This is a genomic window from Microbispora sp. NPDC088329, from assembly GCF_040685655.1.
GTDB lineage: Bacteria > Actinomycetota > Actinomycetes > Streptosporangiales > Streptosporangiaceae > Microbispora.
Genome location: NZ_JBFBIP010000001.1, coordinates 498,196 through 520,841 on the forward strand (window position 1 = coordinate 498,196; position 22,646 = coordinate 520,841).

At 70.3% G+C, this 22,646-nt stretch carries 22 protein-coding genes and 1 tRNA gene; 8 read left to right on the plus strand and 15 right to left on the minus strand.

Annotated elements, in window-relative coordinates; genetic code table 11:
- Positions 1-345: 345 nt before the first annotated feature.
- The 4 genes from AB0O28_RS02465 to AB0O28_RS02480 form a co-directional block, all read right to left on the minus strand.
- On the minus strand, positions 346-1,104 hold the full coding sequence (locus tag AB0O28_RS02465; RefSeq protein WP_363635436.1) for a response regulator transcription factor: 759 nt from the start codon (positions 1,102-1,104) through the stop codon (positions 346-348).
- 6 nt (positions 1,105-1,110) lie between these two features.
- Complete coding sequence (locus AB0O28_RS02470) at positions 1,111-2,211, minus strand: ATP-binding protein (protein ID WP_363635438.1); 1,101 nt, start codon at positions 2,209-2,211, stop codon at positions 1,111-1,113.
- Positions 2,212-2,585: 374 nt separating this feature from the next.
- Complete coding sequence (locus AB0O28_RS02475; protein WP_363636151.1) at positions 2,586-2,939, minus strand: nitroreductase family protein; 354 nt, start codon at positions 2,937-2,939, stop codon at positions 2,586-2,588.
- Positions 2,825-3,157 (minus strand): hypothetical protein, encoded by a 333-nt coding sequence (locus AB0O28_RS02480; protein ID WP_363636153.1) that lies wholly within the window; start codon positions 3,155-3,157, stop codon positions 2,825-2,827. Before AB0O28_RS02480 ends, AB0O28_RS02475 begins: the two co-directional genes overlap by 115 nt.
- On the opposite strand from AB0O28_RS02480, the gene AB0O28_RS02485 reads away from it, so the two are divergent.
- Entirely contained in the window at positions 3,104-3,568 is a 465-nt protein-coding gene (locus tag AB0O28_RS02485; RefSeq protein ID WP_363636182.1) for a hypothetical protein, read from the plus strand. The genes AB0O28_RS02480 and AB0O28_RS02485 overlap by 54 nt on opposite strands.
- Before the next feature lie 52 nt (positions 3,569-3,620).
- Here AB0O28_RS02485 and AB0O28_RS02490 read toward each other — a convergent pair whose 3' ends face one another.
- Positions 3,621-4,187, minus strand: a complete 567-nt coding sequence (locus AB0O28_RS02490) for a helix-turn-helix domain-containing protein (RefSeq protein WP_363635440.1) — start codon at positions 4,185-4,187, stop codon at positions 3,621-3,623.
- 110 nt (positions 4,188-4,297) lie between these two features.
- Between AB0O28_RS02490 and AB0O28_RS02495 the strand changes: the two genes are divergently transcribed.
- Complete coding sequence (locus AB0O28_RS02495; RefSeq protein ID WP_363635442.1) at positions 4,298-5,245, plus strand: NADP-dependent oxidoreductase; 948 nt, start codon at positions 4,298-4,300, stop codon at positions 5,243-5,245.
- Positions 5,246-5,281: 36 nt separating this feature from the next.
- Positions 5,282-5,548 carry a hypothetical protein gene (locus AB0O28_RS02500; protein ID WP_363636155.1) on the plus strand — a complete coding sequence of 89 codons (267 nt, stop codon included), beginning with the start codon at positions 5,282-5,284 and terminating at the stop codon, positions 5,546-5,548.
- A 214-nt stretch (positions 5,549-5,762) separates the two neighbouring features.
- On the opposite strand, the gene AB0O28_RS02505 is transcribed toward AB0O28_RS02500, so the two are convergent.
- A tRNA-Ser gene (locus tag AB0O28_RS02505) sits at positions 5,763-5,851 on the minus strand.
- A gap of 100 nt (positions 5,852-5,951) precedes the next feature.
- Positions 5,952-8,591: an AAA family ATPase gene (locus AB0O28_RS02510; protein WP_363635444.1), complete on the minus strand. Its 2,640-nt coding sequence runs from the start codon at positions 8,589-8,591 to the stop codon at positions 5,952-5,954.
- 114 nt (positions 8,592-8,705) lie between these two features.
- Between AB0O28_RS02510 and AB0O28_RS02515 the strand changes: the two genes are divergently transcribed.
- Both AB0O28_RS02515 and AB0O28_RS02520 read left to right on the plus strand, forming a co-directional pair.
- Positions 8,706-9,668, plus strand: coding sequence for an NAD(P)H-quinone oxidoreductase (locus AB0O28_RS02515; RefSeq protein WP_363635446.1), 963 nt, complete (start codon positions 8,706-8,708; stop codon positions 9,666-9,668).
- A 58-nt stretch (positions 9,669-9,726) separates the two neighbouring features.
- Positions 9,727-10,254 (plus strand): bacterial proteasome activator family protein, encoded by a 528-nt coding sequence (locus AB0O28_RS02520; RefSeq protein ID WP_363635448.1) that lies wholly within the window; start codon positions 9,727-9,729, stop codon positions 10,252-10,254.
- Positions 10,255-10,274: 20 nt separating this feature from the next.
- Here AB0O28_RS02520 and AB0O28_RS02525 read toward each other — a convergent pair whose 3' ends face one another.
- Complete coding sequence (locus tag AB0O28_RS02525) at positions 10,275-11,072, minus strand: Cof-type HAD-IIB family hydrolase (RefSeq protein ID WP_363635450.1); 798 nt, start codon at positions 11,070-11,072, stop codon at positions 10,275-10,277.
- A gap of 240 nt (positions 11,073-11,312) precedes the next feature.
- Between AB0O28_RS02525 and AB0O28_RS02530 the strand changes: the two genes are divergently transcribed.
- On the plus strand, positions 11,313-11,516 hold the full coding sequence (locus AB0O28_RS02530) for a cold-shock protein (protein WP_041952879.1): 204 nt from the start codon (positions 11,313-11,315) through the stop codon (positions 11,514-11,516).
- 746 nt (positions 11,517-12,262) lie between these two features.
- On the opposite strand, the gene serS is transcribed toward AB0O28_RS02530, so the two are convergent.
- The 7 genes from serS to AB0O28_RS02565 form a co-directional block, all read right to left on the minus strand.
- Positions 12,263-13,528, minus strand: a complete 1,266-nt coding sequence (serS, locus tag AB0O28_RS02535) for a serine--tRNA ligase (protein ID WP_363635452.1) — start codon at positions 13,526-13,528, stop codon at positions 12,263-12,265.
- 38 nt (positions 13,529-13,566) lie between these two features.
- Entirely contained in the window at positions 13,567-14,487 is a 921-nt protein-coding gene (pheA, locus tag AB0O28_RS02540; RefSeq protein ID WP_363635454.1) for a prephenate dehydratase, read from the minus strand.
- A 111-nt stretch (positions 14,488-14,598) separates the two neighbouring features.
- Entirely contained in the window at positions 14,599-15,018 is a 420-nt protein-coding gene (locus tag AB0O28_RS02545) for a DUF4446 family protein (RefSeq protein WP_363635456.1), read from the minus strand.
- A 22-nt stretch (positions 15,019-15,040) separates the two neighbouring features.
- Complete coding sequence (locus tag AB0O28_RS02550; RefSeq protein WP_363635458.1) at positions 15,041-16,294, minus strand: glycosyltransferase 87 family protein; 1,254 nt, start codon at positions 16,292-16,294, stop codon at positions 15,041-15,043.
- Between the two features lie 2,082 nt (positions 16,295-18,376).
- On the minus strand, positions 18,377-19,969 hold the full coding sequence (gene mptB / locus AB0O28_RS02555; protein ID WP_363635460.1) for a polyprenol phosphomannose-dependent alpha 1,6 mannosyltransferase MptB: 1,593 nt from the start codon (positions 19,967-19,969) through the stop codon (positions 18,377-18,379).
- A 215-nt stretch (positions 19,970-20,184) separates the two neighbouring features.
- Entirely contained in the window at positions 20,185-20,916 is a 732-nt protein-coding gene (locus tag AB0O28_RS02560) for a glycosyltransferase (protein ID WP_363635462.1), read from the minus strand.
- Positions 20,917-20,935: 19 nt separating this feature from the next.
- Positions 20,936-21,286 carry an STAS domain-containing protein gene (locus AB0O28_RS02565; protein WP_030511009.1) on the minus strand — a complete coding sequence of 117 codons (351 nt, stop codon included), beginning with the start codon at positions 21,284-21,286 and terminating at the stop codon, positions 20,936-20,938.
- A 260-nt stretch (positions 21,287-21,546) separates the two neighbouring features.
- Here AB0O28_RS02565 and AB0O28_RS02570 point away from each other — a divergent pair, with 260 nt between their 5' ends.
- The gene (locus AB0O28_RS02570) at positions 21,547-21,951 is read left to right on the plus strand and encodes a hypothetical protein (RefSeq protein WP_363635465.1); all 405 of its coding nucleotides are present in this window, start codon (positions 21,547-21,549) and stop codon (positions 21,949-21,951) included.
- A gap of 212 nt (positions 21,952-22,163) precedes the next feature.
- On the plus strand, positions 22,164-22,646 hold the full coding sequence (locus AB0O28_RS02575) for a hypothetical protein (protein WP_363635467.1): 483 nt from the start codon (positions 22,164-22,166) through the stop codon (positions 22,644-22,646).

A 22,646-nucleotide genomic window follows, 5' to 3' on the forward strand; every position in this document is an offset into this window, starting at 1 on the left:
ATCGTCCTCATCTGAAGGCGCTGGACGGCAGGACGCCGTACGCGTGACGACAACGGGCGGGGCGAACCAGGTCAGCCGACAGTCGCAGCCATTCGGCCATGTGGTTCCGGCCCGATTCCTCCCTCCGATCCCGCGCGCTTCGTCCGAGGACACCACGGTCTCCCGTGCGAACGTCCGTGTCAGCCGGGAAAACCCGGTACTTGAGCCACACGCCTCCCGATCGTCGCCCAACGCCGCGGATTCAGCGTGTTCCAGTCCCTTGAGCGGCCTCGCCCCCTCCGGGGCCACGGCTTCGCTCGAGCTCGCGAAGAAGGGACCACCCCGTTGATTGGGAACTCCCGTGCTTCAGCGCCGGCTGCGGCCACGACTCCAGGGCATGCGTCTCGCGATGCGACCGAATACGGGACGCTGACCGGCCTCATCGTTCACCAGATCGCCGGGGCCGATCCCGAGATCGTGCACCAGCTCGGCGTATCCCTTCTCCCGGCTCACGAGTTCGGCCGCGAAAATCTGCTTGATCTTTTCCTTGTGGTCTTCAATGGTGCGGACGGATCGCTGACGCCGTTCGGCGATTTCCGCATTGCTCAGGTTGCTTCGGAGCAGGATGAGGGTCTCTTCGAGAGTCCCGGACAGTCGTATGTCGGGGCAACTGCGGATCAGGCACCTGAGTTCGTCGTGAAGTGATTGCGTGACGATCCGGCCGTTCCTGCCGATCTCCTCGATGGCCTGGACGACTTTGGAGGTGTCTGGGCCGTACTTGCTCACGTAACCGGCCGCCCCCGCAGCGACGCATCGGCCCACAGGTTCGGGTCGCTCCTCGGCGGAGTACACCAGAACCCGCTGATTGAACTCTTCGACGAGTTGCCGGATCGCTCTGACGCCCTGCAGCACGGCCTTGTCTCCGGTCTGCCTGTTCAGGCAGAGATCGAGCACCACGACATGGCATGGTTCGCGCTGCAGGGCAAGAAAGTCCTCGACTGATCGATATCCGCCCACCTGACGAATTTCGCCAGCGGTGCCGACACCGAATCCCTGGCGGTATAGGGGTTCGTCGTCGATGACGACATAGCGGACCGGCTCGTGTGCCGTTGCCAGCGTATTCATCCCGTCCTACCTTGGTACGACGATTTCGACTGCCGTTCCTCGTCCCGGAATCGAGTGGACGGAGGCTCTGCCACCAACAGCAGCTAAATGCCTACCGAGAATCTCGGTCATGCCGAACCCGGGTCGGTGCAGCGGGGCGCTGAAGCCTGGACCGTCGTCCAAAACCCTGACGGTCAACCTGTGCGGATCGGTTGCGGCCGACACGACGACGTGCGCGCCCATCGCATGCTGCTCGACGTTCGCAAGAGCCGTATCCAATGCCCTCTCGAGCCGCTCGGCCACGTCCTCCGGCAGCTCGACCGGCTCGCCGATGTCCATCGCGATCCGTGCCGAGAGCACCTGATGAATCCCGACCACCCGTCGGACCAGCGCCTCGATGTTCGTAGGACCAAGGTTTCCGTCCACATACGAGCGCATCTGTTCGTACTTCGCCCGCCGCTGGCCGGCGATGTCGGGACGCGCCCTCTCGTCCATAGTGGCGGGGTCGTCCAGCTTCAGATACGGCAGCAGGTCGTGCACGATCGCCCTGCTGCGCTCACTCTCCAGTTCGGCGATGCGCAGCCGAGCGTCGTCCGCGCTTTTGGCTAGTCTCCTGACGAACCGGGTGAAAAAGAAGGCGACCGTCGCAAATCCCGGATACGCGACCGAGTTCGCCAGTGCGGTCGCGAGATCGGAGCGGTTTTCCGTCAGGGGAAGCGCCGTCACGGCCAGGTAAGTGGCCGCGAGGACTCCCGAAGAGATCAATACGTTCCTCCCCCGGCGACAGACGCCTCCCACAATCACCGCCGTCGAGAGAGTCACGGGAAAGGCCCACATGGTCCAGACCATGAGGCGCTGTTGAGGTGCTATATAGAGGGCAGCCGAAGCGAGCGCGGCAAAAGAGAGCAGAAAGTCGACGACATAGGGCCAGGCGAAGGGCAGGACGGACCGCCGCTTGATCAGCCAGAGCCCCAGCCCCAGTGACTCGAGTGAGACGAGAGTCAGCAGCCCACCATCGAGTAGGGGGCTCGTGGACTCGCCGATACTCCCGGTAAGAACGGAGATTAGGGACTGAATTAGGTCAAATGCCCTAATTCCGACACCTATCGTTACCAGACTGAACTCCACACCTTCTGCTGTAGCTGGGGCCTGGCGTTCTGAGCGCATTCAGCCTCCCATATGGGCAGAGCGCTCAAGATACTACGATGTGAACCACCATGGCGAGGTTCGCGGCATGTGCGAGCCACCATCGAGACAGCGATGACTGGCGAGAGATAAGAGCAGCATGCCCGCAATGTAACTAATGCACTATTCGGCATCTATACGACCATTTGTATGGCTTCAAAAGTCCAAGCCGGCAAGCCGCTGTCAAAGACGTTCGGGTTATAGGGCGCCTTCGGCGTGAGCCGGCAGACGGCCAGTGCGGTGCCATTGATCTTTGACGCCACCACCAGCGGCGGCATACCGTGACGGATCGCCAGGAGGTGCCGGAGGGCGTTCGGTCAGCGATGGAAGGGCGTTGTCTCCTCCAGAGGCTCGCGGCCGACGGTGACCGCGTTGATCGCGGCCGCGGGGTCCGCGTAGCCGAACGAGATACCGAACAACAGCCTTCCGCCCGTGATGCCGAGCGTCTCGCGCACCGTTTCGGCGTAGAAGCTCAGCAGCCCTTGAAGGCAACTGGACACCCCATAAGCGGCCATGGCAAGCAGCAGGGTCTGCGCGTACATGCCGACATCGGCGGTCAGTCGCGGGTCGCCCGGGTCCGGCGCGTACAGGAGCGCGACGTGAGGCGCGTCATAGAAGCGGAGACTCTTGGCGTCGTAGGCGGCACGCAGATCGTAGGAGTCGCGGCCGATACCGAGCGCGGCGTAGATCGCGGCGGCGCCGCACGCCGGCGTTGGTGCGCCGGTGTGTAGATGTCCTCGCTGTAAGGGAAGTCGACTGTTCGCCGACCGGCTCGGCCGGCGGACACGAGCGCCTCTGCGAGATTGTCCCGTGCGACCCCGCTGACCACCTCGACGTGCCAGGGCTGGGCGTTGGCGTTCGACGGCGCGGCACCGGCCAGGTCGAAGATGGCCCGAAGCGTCGCCTGCTCACCCGTGAGATCCCCGCCGTGCCGAACATCGGATGGAACATCGTCGATGTCCGTGACATCGCCGAACTGCACATACTCGCCATGACCAGCCCAACCGCCGCAGGCCGGCGCTTCCTCGGGTCGGGCAGCTTCTGGTGGTATCGGATCCTGCGCGAAAAGCTCCCGGACGAAGCCGCCAAAGTGCCCACGCGCACCATGCCCGACATCGTCGTCAAGCTCCTCGCCCGCCTGAACCCGCAGATGGCGATGCTGCGCCCCGAGCTGGGCCGCACAAGGCTCGTCGACAGCAGCAAGGCCCGCACCCAGCTCGGCTGGCATCTCCGCCCCACTGAGGAGACCATCATCGACACCGCCACCGCGCTCATCGCCAACAACGCACTCGGCAGGTAGCCGCCGCCATCGCGATCCGGAAGCCGGCCCGCAACGCCGCCTCGATCCGGGCTCAGGCCGGCCGGGCGGCGGGCCGGAGGCCGTCCATCAGGAGGTCCAGCAGGCGACCTGCCTTGGCTTCATGCTCGCGCCGGGGGGCCACGGTGAAGATGCCGATGAGGGAGGCGGCGATGTCTTCGGCGGTGACGTCGGAGCGGAGGTCGCCCGCCGCGCGACCGGCGTCGAGAATCGTGGTGATGGCCGCCAGCAGCTCGCTCCGGGTCTGCGCATGGGCGATCTCGCCCGACTCGATCATCACAAGCAGCGTGTCGAGCATGCCGTTCTTGGTCGCGATCCAGTCCCCGAACAAGTCCATCCAGCGCCGCATCGCCGCGGCCGGGGGCAGCCGGCCGAGCAGCTCGCGGGCGCCGCTCGTCAGCCGTACGACCTGGTCCCGGTAGACCGCGTCGACCAGCGATTCGCGGGTCGGGAAGTGCCGGTAGAGCGTGGCGATGCCGACTCCGGCCTCGCGGGCGATCGCACGCATCGACGGCTCGGCATCAGCGGACGCGAACACGCGGGTCGCCACCGCGAGCAACTGGTCGCGGTTACGGGTCGCGTCCGCCCGTGGCGCGCGCATCTCCGCCTCAGTAGAAACGGAACGCGCTCCGGTTGTGTTAGGGTCATCCATGGAAACGGAGCATAGTCCGTTTCCACACGTTCCCTCGGTCCCCAAGGAGACAGGCCTACATGCAGGAACAACCGCCGACGGGCAGGAGCAGGGCGGTCAGGCTCGATTCATTCGGCGGCCCCGAAGTCCTGGACATCCGTGAGGTTCCCGCTCCGCACGCCGGCCCGGGACAGATCCGCGTGCGGGTCACCGCGGCCGGTCTGAACCCGATGGACTGGATCATGACCGCCGACGCGGACACCGCCGCCCGGTTCGGCTTGAGCCTCCCGGCCGGGTTCGGGACCGACTACGCGGGGCTGGTCGACCAGGTCGGCGAAGGGGTGACCGGCTTCGCGCCCGGCGACCGGGTGTTCGGGGGCGCCCTGTCCCGCGCGGTCGCCGACTTCGTGGTGATCGACCCGGCCGGGGGAATCGCGGCGAACGAGGCGCATCACACTCCCGACGGCGTCGACGACCGCACCGCCGCCGCCCTCACCATCGCCGGCCGTACGGCATCCGCCGCCCTCGCCGTGGTCGACCCCGGCCCGGACGACACAGTGCTGATCGGCGGCGCGGCGGGCGGGGTCGGGGTGTTCGCCGTCCAGCTGGCCCGGATCGCAGGAGCCCGCGTGATCGGGACGGGATCGGCGACATCATCCGATTTCCTGCGCGATCTCGGAGCCGAGCCGGTCGCCTACGGCGACGGCCTGGCCGACCGGGTCCGAGCCCTCGCTCCCGGCGGTGTCACCGCCGCCATCGACCTGCACGGGACGGAGACAGTGCGCGCCGCGAGGGAACTCGGCGTCCCGGACGGCCGCATCTGCACCATCGCCGCGCAAGTCGACGGCGTGCCGGCGGCCAACGGCGCGAACGCCGCCCCCGGCGCCCTGGAAGAGGTCGCCCGCATGGTCGCGGCGGGCCGACTTCGAGTGCCTATCGCGGCGACCTTCCCGGTCGAGCAGATCCGCCGCGCGGCCGAGCTCCAGGCCGGCCGGCACGTGCATGGCAAGGTCGTCATCGACCTTTAGATCACCGGGCCGAGCGACGCTACCCTCGGCGAGGTGATGGAGAGAGAGTTCACAATCAGTCTGACGCAGGATCAGGCCCTGGTGCTCTCTGACTGGCTCGACCGAATGATCGGCACCGCGGAGTTCGACGACTTGGTCGGCGAGGACCGCGCGGTCTGGTCACCGCTACACCTGATCGCCGGGACACTGGAGACCGCGCTGGTTGACATCTTCATGCCGGACTACAGCGGACGCCTGAATGCTGCCCGGAAGCGGCTCACGCAGTCCCTCGGGGAGCTGGGTCAGCCCGTGGACAGATCGTAGCGAGCCTGGAGAACGCCTGCCGGCATGGTTCTTTCCGTAAGCCCGGTAAACGCTTGTGATCACCCCACCAGTCGATCGGGGCGGCCTCGGCCAAAGCTGTACTGGTGTCGGCCGAGGGCTGCTCAGGGTGGCGTACGGCTGCGCACGGCCGGAACGAGCGACGGCGTCCGACCGGTGCGAAACCGCTGGTCAGACGCCGTTTTGGCTGGTTGAGCGGAGAGCGTGGGATTCGAACCCACGAGACCGGTCACCCGGCCTAGCGGTTTTCAAGACCGCCGCCATCGTCCACTAGGCGAGCTCTCCCCGGCGCCCCGCGGCTGGAGGCGCCACGCAGCAGCCTAGTCTGTCACTCCCCGGCACGTGACCGCGACCGCGAAAGAGATCATTCCCGGCCCGCGATCGGCTACAGGTGATCGGGAATTTCGGAGAACCTGCGCTCGGTCAGTGCCTGCGGCCCGGCGAAGCCATCGCCCACGGAGGCGGCCAGACGGAGGTAGGCGTCCCTGGTGGCCTGCTGAAGGCGGTCGAGATCGATCTCCGCCCCCTCCTCCAGGTGGGCGTCGTACGGCACGCGGACCACGGTGCGGCAACGGGCGGCGAAATGAGCCTCCAGCTTGTCGAGGTCCACCGTGGACTTCGAGCGCTGCCGTACGCTGCACAGCACCACGGTGGCGGCCCGGACGAGATCGCCGTAGTGGTGCGCCTCCAGCCAGTCCAGCGTGGCCGAGGCCGCCCGCGCGCCGTCCACGGACGGCGAGCTGACCAGCACGATCTGGTCGGCCATACCGAGCACACCTGACATGGCGGAGTGCAGGAGGCCGGTGCCGCAGTCGGTGATGCAGATGGAGTAGAAGTTCTCCAGCACCTGCGCCACCGCGTGGTAGTCCTTGGCGCTGAACGCCTCCGACACCGACGGGTCGCGGTCCGACGCCAGGATCTCCAGCCGCGACGGCGTCTGCGACGTGAAAGCCCTGATGTCCACATACCGCTTGATCTGCGCGCGCTCGTTCAGCAGGTCGCGTACGGTGGCCGCGGTCTCCAACTCGACCTTGTCGGAGAGCGTCCCGCGGTCGGGGTTGGCGTCGACGGCGATGACACGGTCGCCGCGCACCTGCGCGAGCGTGGCGCCGAGGCCGACGGTCGTCGTGGTCTTGCCCACACCACCCTTGAGGCTGAGCACGGCGACCCGGTGATGGCCGGTGGCGACGGGCGTGCGGGCGCGTTGCACCAGTTCACGACGCCGCCGCACCTCCGGGGCCTCGCCCGGCTTGATCAGTCCGGCGGACGCCTTGTAGACCAGCCGCCGCCAGCCCGTCGCGGGAACGTTCCTCCGTCCCCTCAGCAGCGTGACCGGGTCGAGGCTGTCGGCGGTCGGCTTGGATCCTGCCGCTTTCGACCCTGCCGTCTTCGACCCTGTCGTACGCGCCGGCGAGGCGAAGGCGTGGGCAGGGGGAGCCGGTCGGCGGGGAGATTGGTACGCCTCCCGCTCTGCCACCGCGTCCCGTTCCGCGACGAGCGCCTGCTCGGGTGCGAGGCTCGGCGTACGCTCGGGCGCGGGCTCCGGCATGGCCTCCGGCATTGGCGAACGCGCGGGTGCGGGCGCGGGCGCCGCGACAGGACCCGGCTCGTACGGCTTTCGCTCCTCGGCGGCCAGATCCTCCCGCAGCGAACCGGTGAAGCGGTCGTCCTTGATGTCCGGAGGGGCCTCGGCGCGCGGGGCGGCGAAGGGAGACGGGATCTCCGGCGGCGCGGGCTGCTCTTCCGGCTCGGGGGCGGTGGCGGGTTCCTGCTGGGCGGCCGGCACCGGCACGGCCGGCTCCAGCCAGCCCCGCAACGGCTCCTGGGACGCGGACGGCGTGCCGGGCTCCGACGAGGAGAAGGGCTCACGCGTCTCGCTGTCGGAGAAGGCTCCGACGTTGTAGCCGTCGGTGTCCGCGGGCGAGCCGGAAAAGGCGCCGAAGGCCCGTTCGCCGAACAGAGGGGTGGTGAAGGACGAGGAACCGTCCAGGCCCCCCTGCGACGAGGTGGGGCGGCCGTCGTCCTCCGGCTCCTGGTCACCGCTCGGCGACTCCGACATCGTGCCCGAGGACGTCGCAGAGGGCTCCGATGCCGCACCGAAAGACGCGCCGAAAGAGGGCGCGAAGGACGACTCGGACGCCGCGCCGAAAGACGGCTCGGGCGACGGAGGGCTTACGGGTCCGGTCGACGACGCGGACGTCTCCGCGGGCTCACCGAAAGCCGTACCACGGCCGGACGTCTCCCCAGGGTCACCGAAAGCCGTACCACGGCCGGACGTCTCCCCAGGGTCACCGAAAGCCGTACCACGGCCGGACGTCTCCGCATGCTCGCCGAAGGCGTCGCCTCGGGCCGCCGTCTCCCCAGGGTCACCGAAGGCGCCGCCCCGGCGAGATGTCTCCGGATGTTCACCGAAACCGCCGCCCCGGGTGGTCGTCTCCGTAGATTCGCCGAGAGCGCCGCCCCGGAGGGACGTCTCCGGGGACAGACCGAAAGCGCCGGAGGACTCGGTCGGCGGCGCGTCCTCACACTCGTCCGCAGGCGAGGAGCCGGGCCTGGTCACGAAGGCCGTCGTGTCGCCGAAGGCCGATTCGCCATACCCCGAATCGACTCCATAGCCCGACCCAAACCCGGACTTTTCCACACTTTCGTACCCAAAGCCGCCCGAATAGCCGGAGTCGCCGCCGAAGTGGGACTCGCGGATGGGACTGGTGGACGACGCCTCGGAGGCCTCCGCGGTCTCCTCGTCCTCCTGCCGCGGGGCACCGTACGCGGAGCCGGTCGCGCTGTCGGCGGCGCCGCGGATCAGACCGCCGGACGCGGGCTCGGCCGGGACGAGACTCCAGGGGTCGGCGGGGTACGGGGAGACGGGCTCGGGTTCGGCGGACGACGGCGGTGGAGAGGCGACGGTGGCGGAGGTGACCGCGCTGACGGCTATCTCGACCTCGTCGGGCATCTCCTTGATCGCGTCAAGCCACGCGAGCTGGTCCTCGAGAGAATGGGGATCCTCACGATCATGTCTCGCCACCGTGTACCCCCTCGGGCTGGGCTAATGGGGTAGCAAACACATTGCAGATTAGCGCCCCGTAATGCGGTGAATACGGGCAACCGCCTACTTCCCCGCCACGCTACTTTAGGTCACATGCGTGCGATCGTGATTTCCGAACCCGGCGGACCTGAGGTTTTGGCTTGGGAGGAAGTGCCGGACCCGCATCCCGCCCCAGGTGAGGTGGTCATCGACGTCGCCGCCTCGGCCGTCAACCGGGCGGATCTGCTGCAGCGCCGCGGCTTCTATCCGCCCCCGCCCGGCGCCTCCGAGATCCCCGGACTCGAATGTTCGGGAATGATCATTGAAGTCGGCGGGAATGTCCCTCATCTCGCGCCCGGCGATAGGGTCTGCGCCCTCCTTGCCGGCGGCGGATACGCCGAACGGGTGGCGGTTCCCTGGCAGCAGGTGATGCCGGTGCCGGAGGGCATTCCCCTGGACGAGGCCGCCGGTCTCCCCGAGGTCGCCTGCACGGTGTGGTCGAACGTCTTCATGACGGCCCGCCTGAGGAAGGGCGAGACTCTGCTCGTCCACGGTGGCGCGAGCGGCATCGGCACCATGGCCATCCAGCTCGCCAAGGCGTACGGCTCGCGCGTGCTCGTGACGGCCGGGTCGGCGGACAAGCTCGCGCGCTGCCGCGAGCTGGGCGCGGACGAGGGCGTGAACTACCGCGAGGAGGACTTCGCGGAGCGGTTCGAGGGCCAGGCCGACGTCATCCTCGACATCGTCGGCGCGAAATACCTGCCCGGGAACCTCCGCGCCCTCGCCACCGGCGGCCGCCTGGTCGTCATCGGCATGCAGGGCGGCGCAAAGGGCGAGCTCGATCTCGGCACGCTCCTCGCCAAGCGGGCGGCGGTCCACGCGACCGGGCTGCGCAACCGTCCGGTGGACGACAAGGGCGTGATCTGCCGGGGCGTGGTGGACAACGTGTGGCCGCTCGTCACGGCCGGGGCCGTACGGCCCGTGGTGCACGAGCGGATCCCCCTCGACCAGGCCGCCCACGCCCACCGCATGCTCGAAGAAGGGCAACACGTGGGCAAACTCCTGCTGGTGAGGTGAGCTAGGTTGATGGGGTGAGCACGGTGTGCCCCGGCGAATCAGGAGATGTAAGCGATCGATGAACGCAGACGAGAGCACGCCGCAGATCGTGGTCGTGGGGCCGCAGGGCCTCTCGGTCTCCGGCGGCAACGGTAATGGCGAGCACGAGGAGCGGTCCGTCGCCGACCTGGTGGAGCAGCCCGCCAAGGTGATGCGGATCGGCAGCATGATCCGCCAGTTGTTGGAGGAGGTGCGGGCGGCTCCCCTCGACGAGGCCAGCCGCAAGCGGCTCAAGGACATCCACCAGAGCTCGATCAAGGAGCTGGAAGAGGGTCTCGCCCCCGAACTGGTGCAGGAGCTTGAACGGTTGTCCCTGCCGTTCAGCGACGAGACCGGCACCGCGCCCAGCGACGCGGAGCTGCGGGTCGCGCACGCCCAGCTCGTCGGCTGGCTGGAGGGCCTGTTCCACGGCATCCAGACCACGCTGTTCGCCCAGCAGATGGCCGCCCGCGCCCAACTCGAGCAGATGCGCCGCGCACTCCCCGGCGGCATGAACCCGGGCACGCAGGACGACCAGGGCCACCGCGCCGGCGGACCCTACCTGTAACGCTGGGCCCTGCCTTCACCTCAGAACAGGTTCTCCAGCACCACCGCCACACCGTCGTCGTTGTTGGCCGCCGTCACATGGTCGACGGCGGCCAGCACGTCGGGATGGGCGTTCGCCACGGCGTACGACGTGCCGGCCCAGGTCAGCATCGGCAGGTCGTTCGGCATGTCGCCGAAGGCGACCACCTCCGCGGGCTTGATCCCGCGCTCGTCGGCCAGCGCGGCGAGGGCCGTGGCCTTCGTCACACCGTGCGCGCTCATCTCGATCAGCGCCCGCCCGCTCGAGTGGGTCGGGGTCACGATGTCGCCGACGATCTCCAGCACTCCCCGGTGCAGCTCGTCGGGGTCCATCGAGACGTGCTGCGCGAGCAGTTTGGCGCACGGCCGGGACGTCAGCGCCGAGATCGCCACTTCCTGTCCGTAGGACAGCTCGCGCGAATCCCAGCCGCCCAGCGCGTAGTCGGACTCGTGCGCGAAGCCCCCCTCGTACTCGACCGAGAACGTCAGGCCGGGCACCTGCCGTCGCAGGCGGGCGACGCACTCCTGGAGGACGTCGGAGGCGATCAGATGCGCCTCGACGATCTCCTCGGTGTGCAGGTCGTACACGAGCGCGCCGTTCGCGCAGATCGCCAGCCCACGGTGCCGTACGGCTCCCGCCACGGTGTGCATCCACCTGGGCGGGCGGCCGGTGACGAAGACGAGCGTGCCGCCGGCCTCCTCCACCCGGGCGAAGGCGGCGGCGGTGCGTGGAGAGATCGTTCCGTCGGTGCGCAGAGCGGTGCCGTCGAGATCCGTGGCGACAAGGCGGGGGCAGGTCATGACAGGTTCCAGTGTGCACCGACATACGCCCGGGGACGCCCCCGGCCGCCCTCGGCACGAGAAATCTCCCCCGGACGTGGAACACCAACGGGCTACATAGTGTTAGATGTGAAGGCGTTGTATTAGCTGTTCCCGTAGCGAAAACCAGTTTGACTGTATGAGCCACCCGGGGAGCTGTGCGACACACCCGGGGTCCACGAGGTGTGGTCCCCAAGATTCACTTCCTTAGGGAGAGCAGTAATGGCTCAGGGAACCGTCAAGTGGTTCAACGCTGAGAAGGGCTTCGGCTTCATCGCACCGGACGGCGGCGAGCCCGACGTGTTCGTGCACTTCTCCGCGATCACGGGCAGCGGCTACCGCAACCTGGAGGACGGCCAGCGGGTCGAGTTCGAGGTCATCGCCGGTCCGAAGGGTCCGCAGGCGTCGAACGTCCGTGGCCTCTGACCTGACGACTTGAGAGAAGCGGGGCTCGCCGTGGCGAGCCCCGCTTTTCGCATTCCAGGGGCCGACCGGGCCCGAGGTGCACGCCCTCGGCCACCCCGCCAAGCCCGTCGGCGGGCGCCGCGAGGCCTGGCGGGAAGAACGCAGCACCAAGACCCCGCCGAGGCCGAGCCGGTGGCTCTGCGCGGGATTGAGGGCCGTCTGGGGCTTCTGAGGCCGTGTGCGGGGCCTTGGGCCGAGCTGAGGGCCGGTCTGAGGCTCTGAGTGGCTCTGAGCCGGGTTTGAGGGCCGCATCCGGGGCTGCGGCACGTGCTGCAGGCGGCAGCGGGGCCGTGGGCATGGCGTGAGGGTGGGCATGGCGTGAGGGTGGGCATGGCGTGAGGGTGAACGTGCCGCCGCCCAAGCCGCACACGTGGAGCGCGACGTACCGGACGGCCTTTGCGCATGAAAGTTTCACGATGAGGGCCTTCTCCGCGCCCCAACCTCGCCGAAACAGAGAGATTTACATCACATCTGACATCCCCTGCCGCCAACGCGCATATCGCATCCTTTGCCACCTCTGACGCTTTCGGCCCCCCAGGCCCCCCATGGGGCGTTCCGCTCGTATTCGGCCGGCCCGCACGGCAGGGCCGGGATTCGCCGGCCACGACCCCGGACATTCGGGCCGTCACGGTGAAACACGAAGACCTCCGGACGTGGCAGGCGGCACCACGCCGGAGGTCCTCATTCAGAGCGGGTCGATCGACTCCCTAACGGGACAGCGGCTCCAGCACGTCGAGCCCCACGTACGGCCGCAGCGCCTTGGGAACGACCACAGAGCCGTCGGCCTGCTGGTGGTTCTCCAGGATCGCCACGATCCAGCGGGTGGTGGCGAGCGTGCCGTTGAGAGTGGCCACGTGCTGCGGCTTGCCGTCCTCGTCCCGATAGCGCACCTTCAGGCGGCGGGCCTGGAAGTCGGTGCAGTTGGAGGTCGAGGTGAGCTCACGGTAGCGGCCCTGCGTGGGCACCCAGCCCTCGCAGTCGTACTTCCGCGACGCGGACGAGCCGAGGTCGCCACCCGCCACGTCGATCACCCGGAAGGGGATCTCGACCTTCTCCAGCATCTCCTTCTCCCACGCGAGGAGCCGCAGGTGCTCCTCGTGCGCGTCCTCGGGACGGCAGTAGGAGAACATCTCCACCTTGTCGAACTGGTGGACGCGGATGATGCCCCGGGTGTCCTTGCCGTACGACCCGGCCTCGCGGCGGAAGCAGGACGACCAGCCGGCGTACCGCATCGGCAGCGACGCCCGGTCGAGGATCTCGTCGGAGTGGTAGGCCGCCATCGGCACCTCGCTGGTGCCGACCAGGTAGAGGTCGTCGGCCTCCAGCCGGTAGACCTCGCTCGCGTGGGCGCCGAGGAAGCCGGTGCCGGCCATGGCCTCGGGCTTGACCAGCACGGGCGTGATCATCGGCGTGAAGCCGGCCTCGACCGCCTGCTGCATCGCCATGTTGAGCAGCCCGAGCTGGAGCCGCGCGCCGACGCCCTTGAGGAAGAAGAAGCGGGCGCCGGACACCTTGGCACCGCGCTCGGTGTCGATCGCGCCGAGCAGCTCGCCCAGCTCGACGTGGTCGCGTGGCTCGAAGTCGAAGACCGGCTTCTCGCCGATCTCCTCCAGCACCACGTAGTCGTCCTCGCCGCCGGCGGGCGCGCCCTGCTCGACGATGTTCGGCACGGTCATGAGCAGCTCGTCGAGCTCGCTCGCCAGCGCGGCGGCCTCGCTCTCGGCCGCCTTCACCTGCGCGGCCAGATCCTTCGCGCGATCGAGCAGCGCCTGGCGCTCGTCTCCGGACGCGCGGGACACCGACTTGCCGATGCTCTTCTGCTCGGCGCGCAGCGACTCGAAGTTGTTGAGCGCGGCACGGCGGCGCTCGTCGAGCGACAGCAGGGTCTCCACGACCGAGTCGTCCTCGCCGCGGACGCGCTGCGACGCCCGGAGCCGGTCAGGGTCCTCACGAAGGGTTCGCAGGTCAATCACGGCTCAAAGGCTACCGGAGCCGGTGCGGCTCCCGCCCGTTAAGCGAGACCGGCGCGGATCTTGGCGAGCCATTCTCCGGCCTCGGCGAAGTCCGCGTCCGCCGTACCCTCCCTGACCTGCGTCGCAACGCGGTCGGCGCGCGGATAGCTGCCGAGGAAACGCACGTCGTCGCAGAGCCGGCGGAGCCCGGTGACGGCCTCCCCGACCCGGGCGTCGGCGATGTGACCTTCCAGGTCGAAGTGGAAGAAGTAGCGGCCGATGCCGTCTCCGGTGGGTCGCGACTCGATGCGGGTCAGGTTGACCCCGCGCACCGCGAACTCGCTCAGCATCTCCAGCAGCGCGCCCGGGTGGTCGTCACGGAGGAAGGCCACGAGCGAGGTGCGGTCGGCGCCGGTGGGCTCGGGCAGCGGGCCGGGACGGTTCACCTTGATGAACCGGGTGACGGTGTCGGAGCGGTCTCCGATGTTCGAGGCGGCCTCGTCGAGCCCGTAGTACTCCCCGGCGATGGCCGGGCTGATCGCCGCGTCGTACGGCGACTCGGGAGAGGCGACCTCCTGCGCGGCGGCGGCCGTCGAGGAGGCCGCGATCACCACGGCGCCGGGCATCTCGCGCTCGATGAACCCACGGCACTGGGTGTGCGCCGCCGGATGGGTGATGATCCGCTTGATCTGGGCCAGCTCGGTGCCGGAGCGCACCAGCAGGGAGAACTCGACCGGAAGCAGCCACTCACCGGTGATGTGGAGCGGCTTCCCCCCGGCCAGCTCGTCGAGGGTCTGGGTGATCGCCCCCTCCACCGAGTTCTCCAGCGGGACCACCGCGCCGTCCGCCTCGCCGTCGCGGGCGGCGTCGAGCGCGGCTCCGACATTGGCGCAGGGCAGACGCTCGGCATTCGGCTCCAGAAGTCGTAGAGCCGCTTCACAGAAGGTGCCCTGGGGCCCTAGATACGCGAGCTTCGACATGTCATCCAGAGTATCCGCCGGCAGGTGTCGCGGTCGCGCGACGACACTCCTGTGGAAAACGTCCTCGTCAGCCCCGCCCTGTGGACGCCTCCCGCCCTCCGCCGTCCCACCTCAGCGTCGGACGCGATGCGGCTCGACCTCAGGACCCATGCCGAGTCTGGCCGCCCGTACGGCCCGGTCCTCCTCCGGCGACAGCGGCTGCACTCCCCTCCCTCCGCGTACGGCGCGGGCGTACGTGCGGGTCTCGGTGCGCCCGTTGATCGACGTCAGCACGACGCCGTCACCGAAGCCGTTGATGAGCGCGAGTGAGAACGACAGCCTGCCGGTCATCTCGTCGAGCGCGTCGTACCGGTACAACGCCACGTCGCGAATCGCCCTGGCGTCCACCCGCCCCTCGACGGCCGCCCGCCGGGCGAGGACGTCCAGGCATCGCCACACGGAGCGGCGGGCGGCCCGCAGCGCGATCAGGCCGATGACCATGCCGGTCGCACCCGCCACGACCCCGGCCAACCCCACAACGGTAACCAGCACGGCACCGAGAGTAATGAATTGGTCAAGTCGCCGCAGCGGGAACGGCGACAGCGGCCCGCCGCCGCGGCAACCAGGAGCCGAGGAGCCAGACGAGACCGATCGTGCCGAGCCCGAACGCGTTCTGCACGACTTTCCCCACGACCGGGCTGAGCACGGGGATCTCCAGCGCTTTGAGCGCCACCCCCCACCACGGGACGGGCAGCACGTAGTAGAGCCACACGCCCGCCGCGACCAGCAGCCGGACCGGGTCGCGCCCGGACCCCGCGAGAGCCGCGAGCACGACCACGACCCAGGCGATGTGGTGGATCCAGGCCACCGGCGACAGCAGCACCGCCATCAGCCCGGTGAGCGCCACCGCGGTCGTCACGTCGCCGTCCAGGTATGCCCGCCGGGCACGGCGGAAGCCGTACCAGCCGATCACGGCGACGGCGGCGAGCCAGAGCACCGTGGTCAGCCAGCCGGGCAGGTAGAGCCTGAGCAGCATGCCGCGCAACGACTGGTTGGTGGTGGCGGCGTTCGCGCCCAGGCGCTCGGAGTCGAGCAGCGCCCCGAACCAGAAGTCCCGGGCGTCGTCGAAGATCACCAGGAACGGCAGCAGCGTGAGCAGGGCCGCCGTGAACACCGCCATGAACAAGGCCCTGCGCTGTCCCTCATCCCCCTTCCGGGCGGGAAAGGCGGTGATCGCCAGGTAGACGAGGAACACGCCGGGGGTGAGCTTCACCGCCGTGGCGAGGCCGATCAGCATGCCGCGCGGCCACCACGGTCTGCGCGCCACGCAGTCGAGCAGGCACAACGCCAGGAGGAACAGGTCCACCTGGCCGAACCTGAACTGGTCCCTGACCGGCATCAGATACGTGCACGCGGCGCACAGCACGGCGAACAGCAACGGCGCGGCCAGTGCGCCGCGCACGCCGTCCAGGAAGGCGCGGAAGGCGTGCCGGACCGTCACGGCGAGGACGGCGACGAGGGCCGCGGTCCACACCCACTGCGCGACCGGCCACGACATCATGGCGAGCGGCACCGCCAGCATCGCGGCCACCGGCGGATACGTGAACGGCAGCAGTTGGGGAGCCGGCGTGATCACGTCGTAGACGGGCAGCCCCCGCAGCAGCGCCCAGCCGCCCGTACGGTAGACGTCCAGGTCCACCAGACGCTGGTCCTCCGGATTGGTCAGCCAGAAGGCGATCAGCGGCGCCGCCGCGGCGGCCACCGCCACCAGGGCGAGCGCCCATGCCCAGGCAGGCCGGCGGCCCCCGGCGATCCGGCCAGTCGTCATGACCAGGCAGGCTACCGTGGACCGTGTCCGCACCGTTATCGATCATGAGGGAGCGCGGGACAGTGCCACCTGGATCAGCCCCGGCTCCGGGCCCGGCGGCCCGAGCCGCGGCGGGGATCTTCGCGTCGATCCTGGTGCTCGTCGTGGCGGTCTTCGTCCTGCCCGCCTCTCCCGCGTCGGCGTCACGTCAGCCCGCCGCGGTGACGGGCCGGGTCGTGATGATCGGGGTGCCCGGTCTCCGCTGGGACGATCTGGATCCTCGGCGGACCCCCGCCCTGTGGGGGCTGGCCGCCCGCGGCTCCAGCGCGTCGCTGTCCACGAGGGCCGTCCCTCCCGAAGGGTCGCCCGTGACCTGCCCGGCCGCCGGATGGCTCACGGTCTCGGCCGGTCAGCGGGCGGGTGCGCCCGGCTCGGGCTGCACGCCCCTCCCCGGGCCCGTCACCGGCGCCGGCGGCACGGCCGCGATCCAGAACTGGTCCGAGCTGGTCGCCGTGCAGCAGGCCGGCCCGTTCAAGGCCCGGCTCGGGCTCCTCGCCGACGCCGTGACCGCCGCCGGAGGCCGCATCGCGGCCATCGGCCCGGGAGCCGCCCTGGCCGCCGCCGATTCCTCCGGCAGGGTCGCGACGTACGCCGCGACGCCCGCCGCGCTGCCCGACCTCACGCCGTACGCCCTCGTCGTCGCCGAGGCGGGGGAGATCACCGGGATCGAGACCGGCGGGCAGGGGCGGCGGGCGGCCGTGAGCGCGGCCGACCGGACCGTCGCGGAGGTGCTCGCCAAGGTGCCCGCCGGTGCGACCGTGCTCGTGGCGGGGCTGTCCGACTCCCCCGGCCGCGGCGAGGGCTCCGTCGCCCACCTGCACGTCGCGATCGCCGCGGGCGGGCCGTACGGGCACGGGTGGCTGACCGCCACCTCGACCCGGCAGCGGGCGCTGGTCACGATCACCGACGTCACGGCGACGGTCACGCACCTGCTCGGCGTTCCCACTCCCGAGGGCGTGGTCGGCAGGCCGTGGTCGGGCGGCGGCGCGGCCCCGCCTATCGCCGGGGCGGCCCGTCAGCTCGCCGACGCCGATCTCGCGAGCCAGGTGCTCAGGGAGGTCAGGGAGCCGTTCTTCATCACGCTGGTCGTCGCGCAACTGCTCTTCTACGGCCTGTCCGCGGTCGTGGTCAGGCGCCACCGGCGCATGCTGACGACCACTCGCGTCGTGGCGACGGTCAGCGGCGCGCTGCCGATATCGATCTTCCTGGCGCAGCTCGTGCCGTGGTGGAGCTTCGCGCACCCGATGCCCGCCCTGCTCGGCACGATCCTGGCCTTCGCCCTTCTGGCGGCGGGGCTCGCGTACGCCGGGCCGTGGCGCCGCCACGTGCTGGGGCCGCCCGCCGTGGTCGCCGGGATCAGCTCGCTCGCGCTCCTCGTCGACGTGGTGACGGGCTCGCGGCTGCAGGTCAACGCGGTGGCCGGGTATGAGCCGGTGACCGGCGGCCGGTTCTACGGCTTCGGCAACATGGCCTTCGCCGTCTACTCGACCGGCACGATCCTGCTCCTGGCGGCCGTCGCCCACGCGCTGCGCCGCCGGCCGCGGCTCGCCGTGGCCGTCTGCGTCGCGTACGGCCTGCTCGCGATCGCCGGGGACGGCTGGCCGACGTGGGGCGCGGACTTCGGCGGGGTGCCGTCGTTCGTCCTCGGCGTGGCGGTGTGCGTGCTGATGGTCGCGGGCAAACGGATCTCGGTCGTCCGGCTGGGGCTGATCGCCGTGGCGGGCGGCGTGCTCATCTCGCTGATCGCGGTGGCCGACTGGCTGCGTCCCGCCGATCGGCGCACGCATCTCGGCGCGTTCGTCGAGCAACTGATCGGCGGCGAGGGCGGCTCGGTCGTGGGACGCAAGCTCGGGGCGATGCTTCACACGCTGGGCAACCTTCCGCTGACGCTGCTGTCGCTGGTCGCACTGGCGTTCCTGTTCCTCGTGCTGGCCCGGCCGTCGCGGTGGGGCGCGCCCGCGCTGAGCCTGGCGTACGAGCGGGCGCCGGAGCTGAGGGCAGGACTGTTCGGCGCGCTGACCGCGGCGTTCGCCGGGTTCCTGATCAACGACTCGGGGATCGCGATTCCGGCGATGGCCCTGACGGTCGTGGTGCCGCTGGCGCTGGCGGCGTCCGTACACGCCCTCCAGCTCGCGCCGCCCACCACAACAGCACGATCGTCAGCGCCAGCAGAAGCGACGGCGCCACCCACTGCCTGACCACGTCGACGAGCCACGACAGGTCGTCCGGCTGGTGCGCCTTGCGCGCCGGGAGATAGGCCAGCGAGAGCACGGTGAGCCGGGCGACCAGGAACGCCTCCAGGCCCGGCCAGGCGACCAGGGCGAGCAGCGCGAAGCCCAGCCCGTCGTACCACGGCAGCGCGTACGGCGTGGCGAACAGCCAGGCCACCGCGACGGCGAGGGCGACGACCGGCCCCTCGCGCTCCGCCGCCGGACGGCCGCGCAGCATCAGGACGGCGAGCGCGGCCAGCAGGAGCAGCGACCCCGCCTGGATCCACGCGTGGTACGCCCCGGGTTCGAACACCGCCTGCAGCGCCTTCTTCGCGAGCGCCCACGGGGTGGCGAGCGAGACCAACCTGCTGGCGTTCAGCAACTGGTCGAGCGAGTGGGGCCCGGCCAGCAGGTACGCCACGACGACGGTGAGCGTGGCGAGCCCGGCGACCAGCGCGAGCCGCCGCGGGTTGCCGCGCAGCTCCCACGCCGTGCCCAGCGCCACCACGCCCACGGTGGCCTTGACCGCGACGCCGAGGCCGAGCGGCACGCCCCGGCGGGCGACGAGCCCGGCCACGACGAGCGCGACCGCGAGGGTGTCGAGGTGCATCCCGGCCACAAGCTGGTAGACGACCAGCGGGTTCGCCGTCCAGAGCAGGGCCGCGCGGCGCTGCCGCACGGGATCGCCGGCCGTGGCACGGTGCAGCAGCAGGCCGGTGGCGACGAAGGCGGCGGCGTTGACCAGAGCCATCACGAAGACCGTCAGGCGGACCGACTCGCCCCCGGCGTGACTCGCCAGCGCCTGCACGGCCGTCGCGACCGGGCCGTACACGCTGGGGGTGTCACGCCACTCCTCCACGCTGCCGACGACGGGATCGGCGGGCAGGTCGGCGGGCACGGTCGCGTACGGGTCGTAGCCGAGGGCCGCCAGCCGGCCGTACGCCGCGTAGTTGAGGTGGTCGGCCGACCCGGAGGGCGGCAGGAACGCGAGGACCGCGGCGGCGGCGCACCCGGCGACGACCAGCGTGCGCGCCCGCGGCATCCGGTCGGCGTACGCGAGGCCGGCGGCCAGGCCGAGCGTGCCGAGGACGAGCGCCGCGGCGGCCATGGCGACGACGAGATGACCGTCGGGCGCGACTTCGAACGAGTAGGAGGGCTGCCACGGCCGTCCGGGCAGCCGGGGCACCATCGCCGACGGCCCGAGGGCGCCGATCGCGATCGTGAGAAGGATCGAAAGACCGCCGGCGGCCGGGGCCAGCCGGGCGGCGATCCGTGCGAGCCCCCGCGAATCCACCCGAGAATTCCACCACATGAGGCCGCCGCCACCGGCCGGGCCGGCGTGCCTGTCGGCACGGCCGGGCGGCGTGCCCGGCGGCACCGGCCGGGCGGCGTGCCCGGCGGCACCGGCCGCGCGGAGGAAGACCATCGCCGCGCCGGCACGGCCTCTGGGGTGAGGCGCGGGTCAGCGGCGCGGGTCAGCGGCGCGGGTCAACGAGCCCCGGTCAACGAGCCCCGGTCAACGAGCCCCGGTCAACGAGCCCCGGTCAACGAGCCCCGGTCAACGAGCCCCGGTCAACGGGCCCAGGTTGGCGAGCCCGGGCCGGCGAGCCCAGGCCGGCGAGCCCAGGCCGGCGAGCCCGGTCAGCGGCGTGGGGAGCGGAGGGCGGCTCGCGCCTGGTTCACGGCGGGCTCGCGGGCGGCCAGGGCCAGGCCGACGTCGCGGAGCTGCTTGGCCCTGTGCATCTGCGAGCGCCAGTCGGTGCCGGTCGCCCGGTGCGACATCTCGACCTCGACCTCGGTCACCCTGAAGCCCTTCCTGAGCAGGTCGACGGTCATGCCTGTCTCGACGCCGAAACCGTGGGCGAGCGGCCGGGCCGCCTCGAACGCCGCCCGGGTGAGGCACCGCTGCCCGTTGAGCGGCTGGGTCGCCTCCCAGCCGGTGAGCCGCTTGATGCCGTCGCGGGCCAGCCGTACGACCATGCCGTGCCCGCCGAGCTTGACCCTGGTCGCGAACCTCGCGATGGTCATGTCGGCCTCACCCTCGCGGATCGGCGCGATCAGCGGAAGTGCCGCCGCCGCCGTTTCGCCCAGGTCGGCGTCGAGGAACAGCAGATGCCGGGGACGGTCCTCATCCAGGAGGCGTACGGCCTCGGCCCCGCTCTCCATCGCCGCGGCCTTGCCCCGGTTTCGGCTGTGCCGTACGACCCGGGCGCCCGCCGCCCTGGCCACCCGGCCGGTCTCGTCGGACGAGCCGTCGTCGACCACGACCACGAGATCCACGCCGGGCAGCTTCAGAGCGGCGGTCACGGTGGCGCCGATGCGGTCAGACTCGTCCTTCGCCGGGATCACCACCGCGGTGTCCGGCTCCGGCACTGCCATCTCCCCCATTCGCCTAGCCCTGATGCTCGGCCGTGAGCAGGTCGGCGGGCACCGTGTCGTGCACGGTGAACACCGAGTCCAGTCCTGTGACCTGCAGAATCTTTCGTACCGCCGGTCTCGGCGCGGCCACCTCCAGTGTGCCGCCACGCTCGCGCAGGCGCTTGAGCGCCGACAGCAGCACGTTCATGCCCGTGGAGTCGCAGAACTCCACTCCGGACATGTCGATGACCACGCGGTCCGGCCCGGTCTCCAGCAGACGGGTGAACTCCGCCTGCAGCCGGGGCGCCGTATATAGGTCGATTTCGCCGAAGACGGCCATGACGGCCTGACCGGCGTGGGATTGCGTCGCGACTTTGAGCTCCACGAGGCGCACACTAGCGTCGTCCCGGCCCCGGGTCACGCTCCATCGGATTCGTCGAAGAGTCGTCCGCCCTTTGTCCCCGATTCCGGCCCCATGTAAACGCCGAGTGCGCGAAGCTTGACGCTACGCGACACCGGCGTCGCCGGATGGAGGGCCCGGAACCTCCGCGTCTTGGTCGTCACTTCGCGAAGGAGGGCGGGCGCCGAGCACAGCGGGCCCGAGAGCAGATGAACAGTGAAATACCCGAGGATCCCCAGCGTCGAGTGCTGCGTGAGCATCTGGAGACCATCCAGGTCCGCACCGAGAAGGCCTCGTCGTGGCGTGACGCGGCCGAGCCGCTGCGCGGCCTGGTCAACCGCGAAGGGTACGTCCCGGTCAGCGCCCGGCTGGCGGCCGAGGACCTCGACTTCCTCGCCGAGGCGCGGGAGGAGCTGCTGAGCTTCTCTGAGCTCGGCATCCGGCTGCTCGACCTGCACCAGCCCAGGGACGCGGGCGGCATCTCGAGCGACTTCGCCAACCCCATCCTGCGGTGCCGCAGCTGCATGTGGCGCTGGCCGTGTCCCACGTTCCGCGCGATGGCGGAGGCGTTCACCCCGCGCCGGCGGGAGACCGCCCCGGACGTGCCCTCATGGCGCGGCCAGCTGGAGCACCAGGGCGACGACACATGACCTACATGCGGGCCGGCACCCCGCCGGCCTGCGCTTTCGCGCGGGAGCCCACGGCTCCAAGCGCCATCAAAGTCATCGTTAAGTGTTCTCCATGGAGGCGCTCGTAACTTCCCCTGTGTGAGGGCCGGCGTGCGGAGACGGACGCCGGCCGAGACAGACGAGGACCGCCGGGCCGCGGCACGGCTCGCCGGGTTCCGGATGGGAAGAGCGTCATGAAACTGGTCTACAAGATCCTGGCCTCGCTGGTCGCGGCCGAGGTCGCCGTGCAGGCGATGATGGTCGTGCTCGGCGACGCCGGCCTGTTCAAGTACGTCGAGCAGGGCGGTGTGATCGACAAGGCGGCCGCGGAGAGCGGGAACATCCAGTTCCCCGAGTTCTTCGCCTTCATGGTCCACGGCATGAACGGGATGATGGTCATCCCCACGATCGCGCTGCTTCTGCTGATCTCCTCGTTCTTCGCGAAGATCCCCGGAGCGGTGAAGGGGGCCGCCCTCGTGGTCCTGCTCGTCGTGGTCCAGGTCTCCCTGGGCCTGCTCGGCCACGAGATCCCCGCCCTGGGCGCCCTGCACGGCCTGAACGCGCTGCTGCTGTTCAGCGCGGCCGTCCACGCCGCGCGCCGCGGCCGCAAGGCGGCGGCGGACACGACGGCGAGCGCACCCGGCCAGTCGTACGCCCGTGCCGAAACCGTCGCCTGA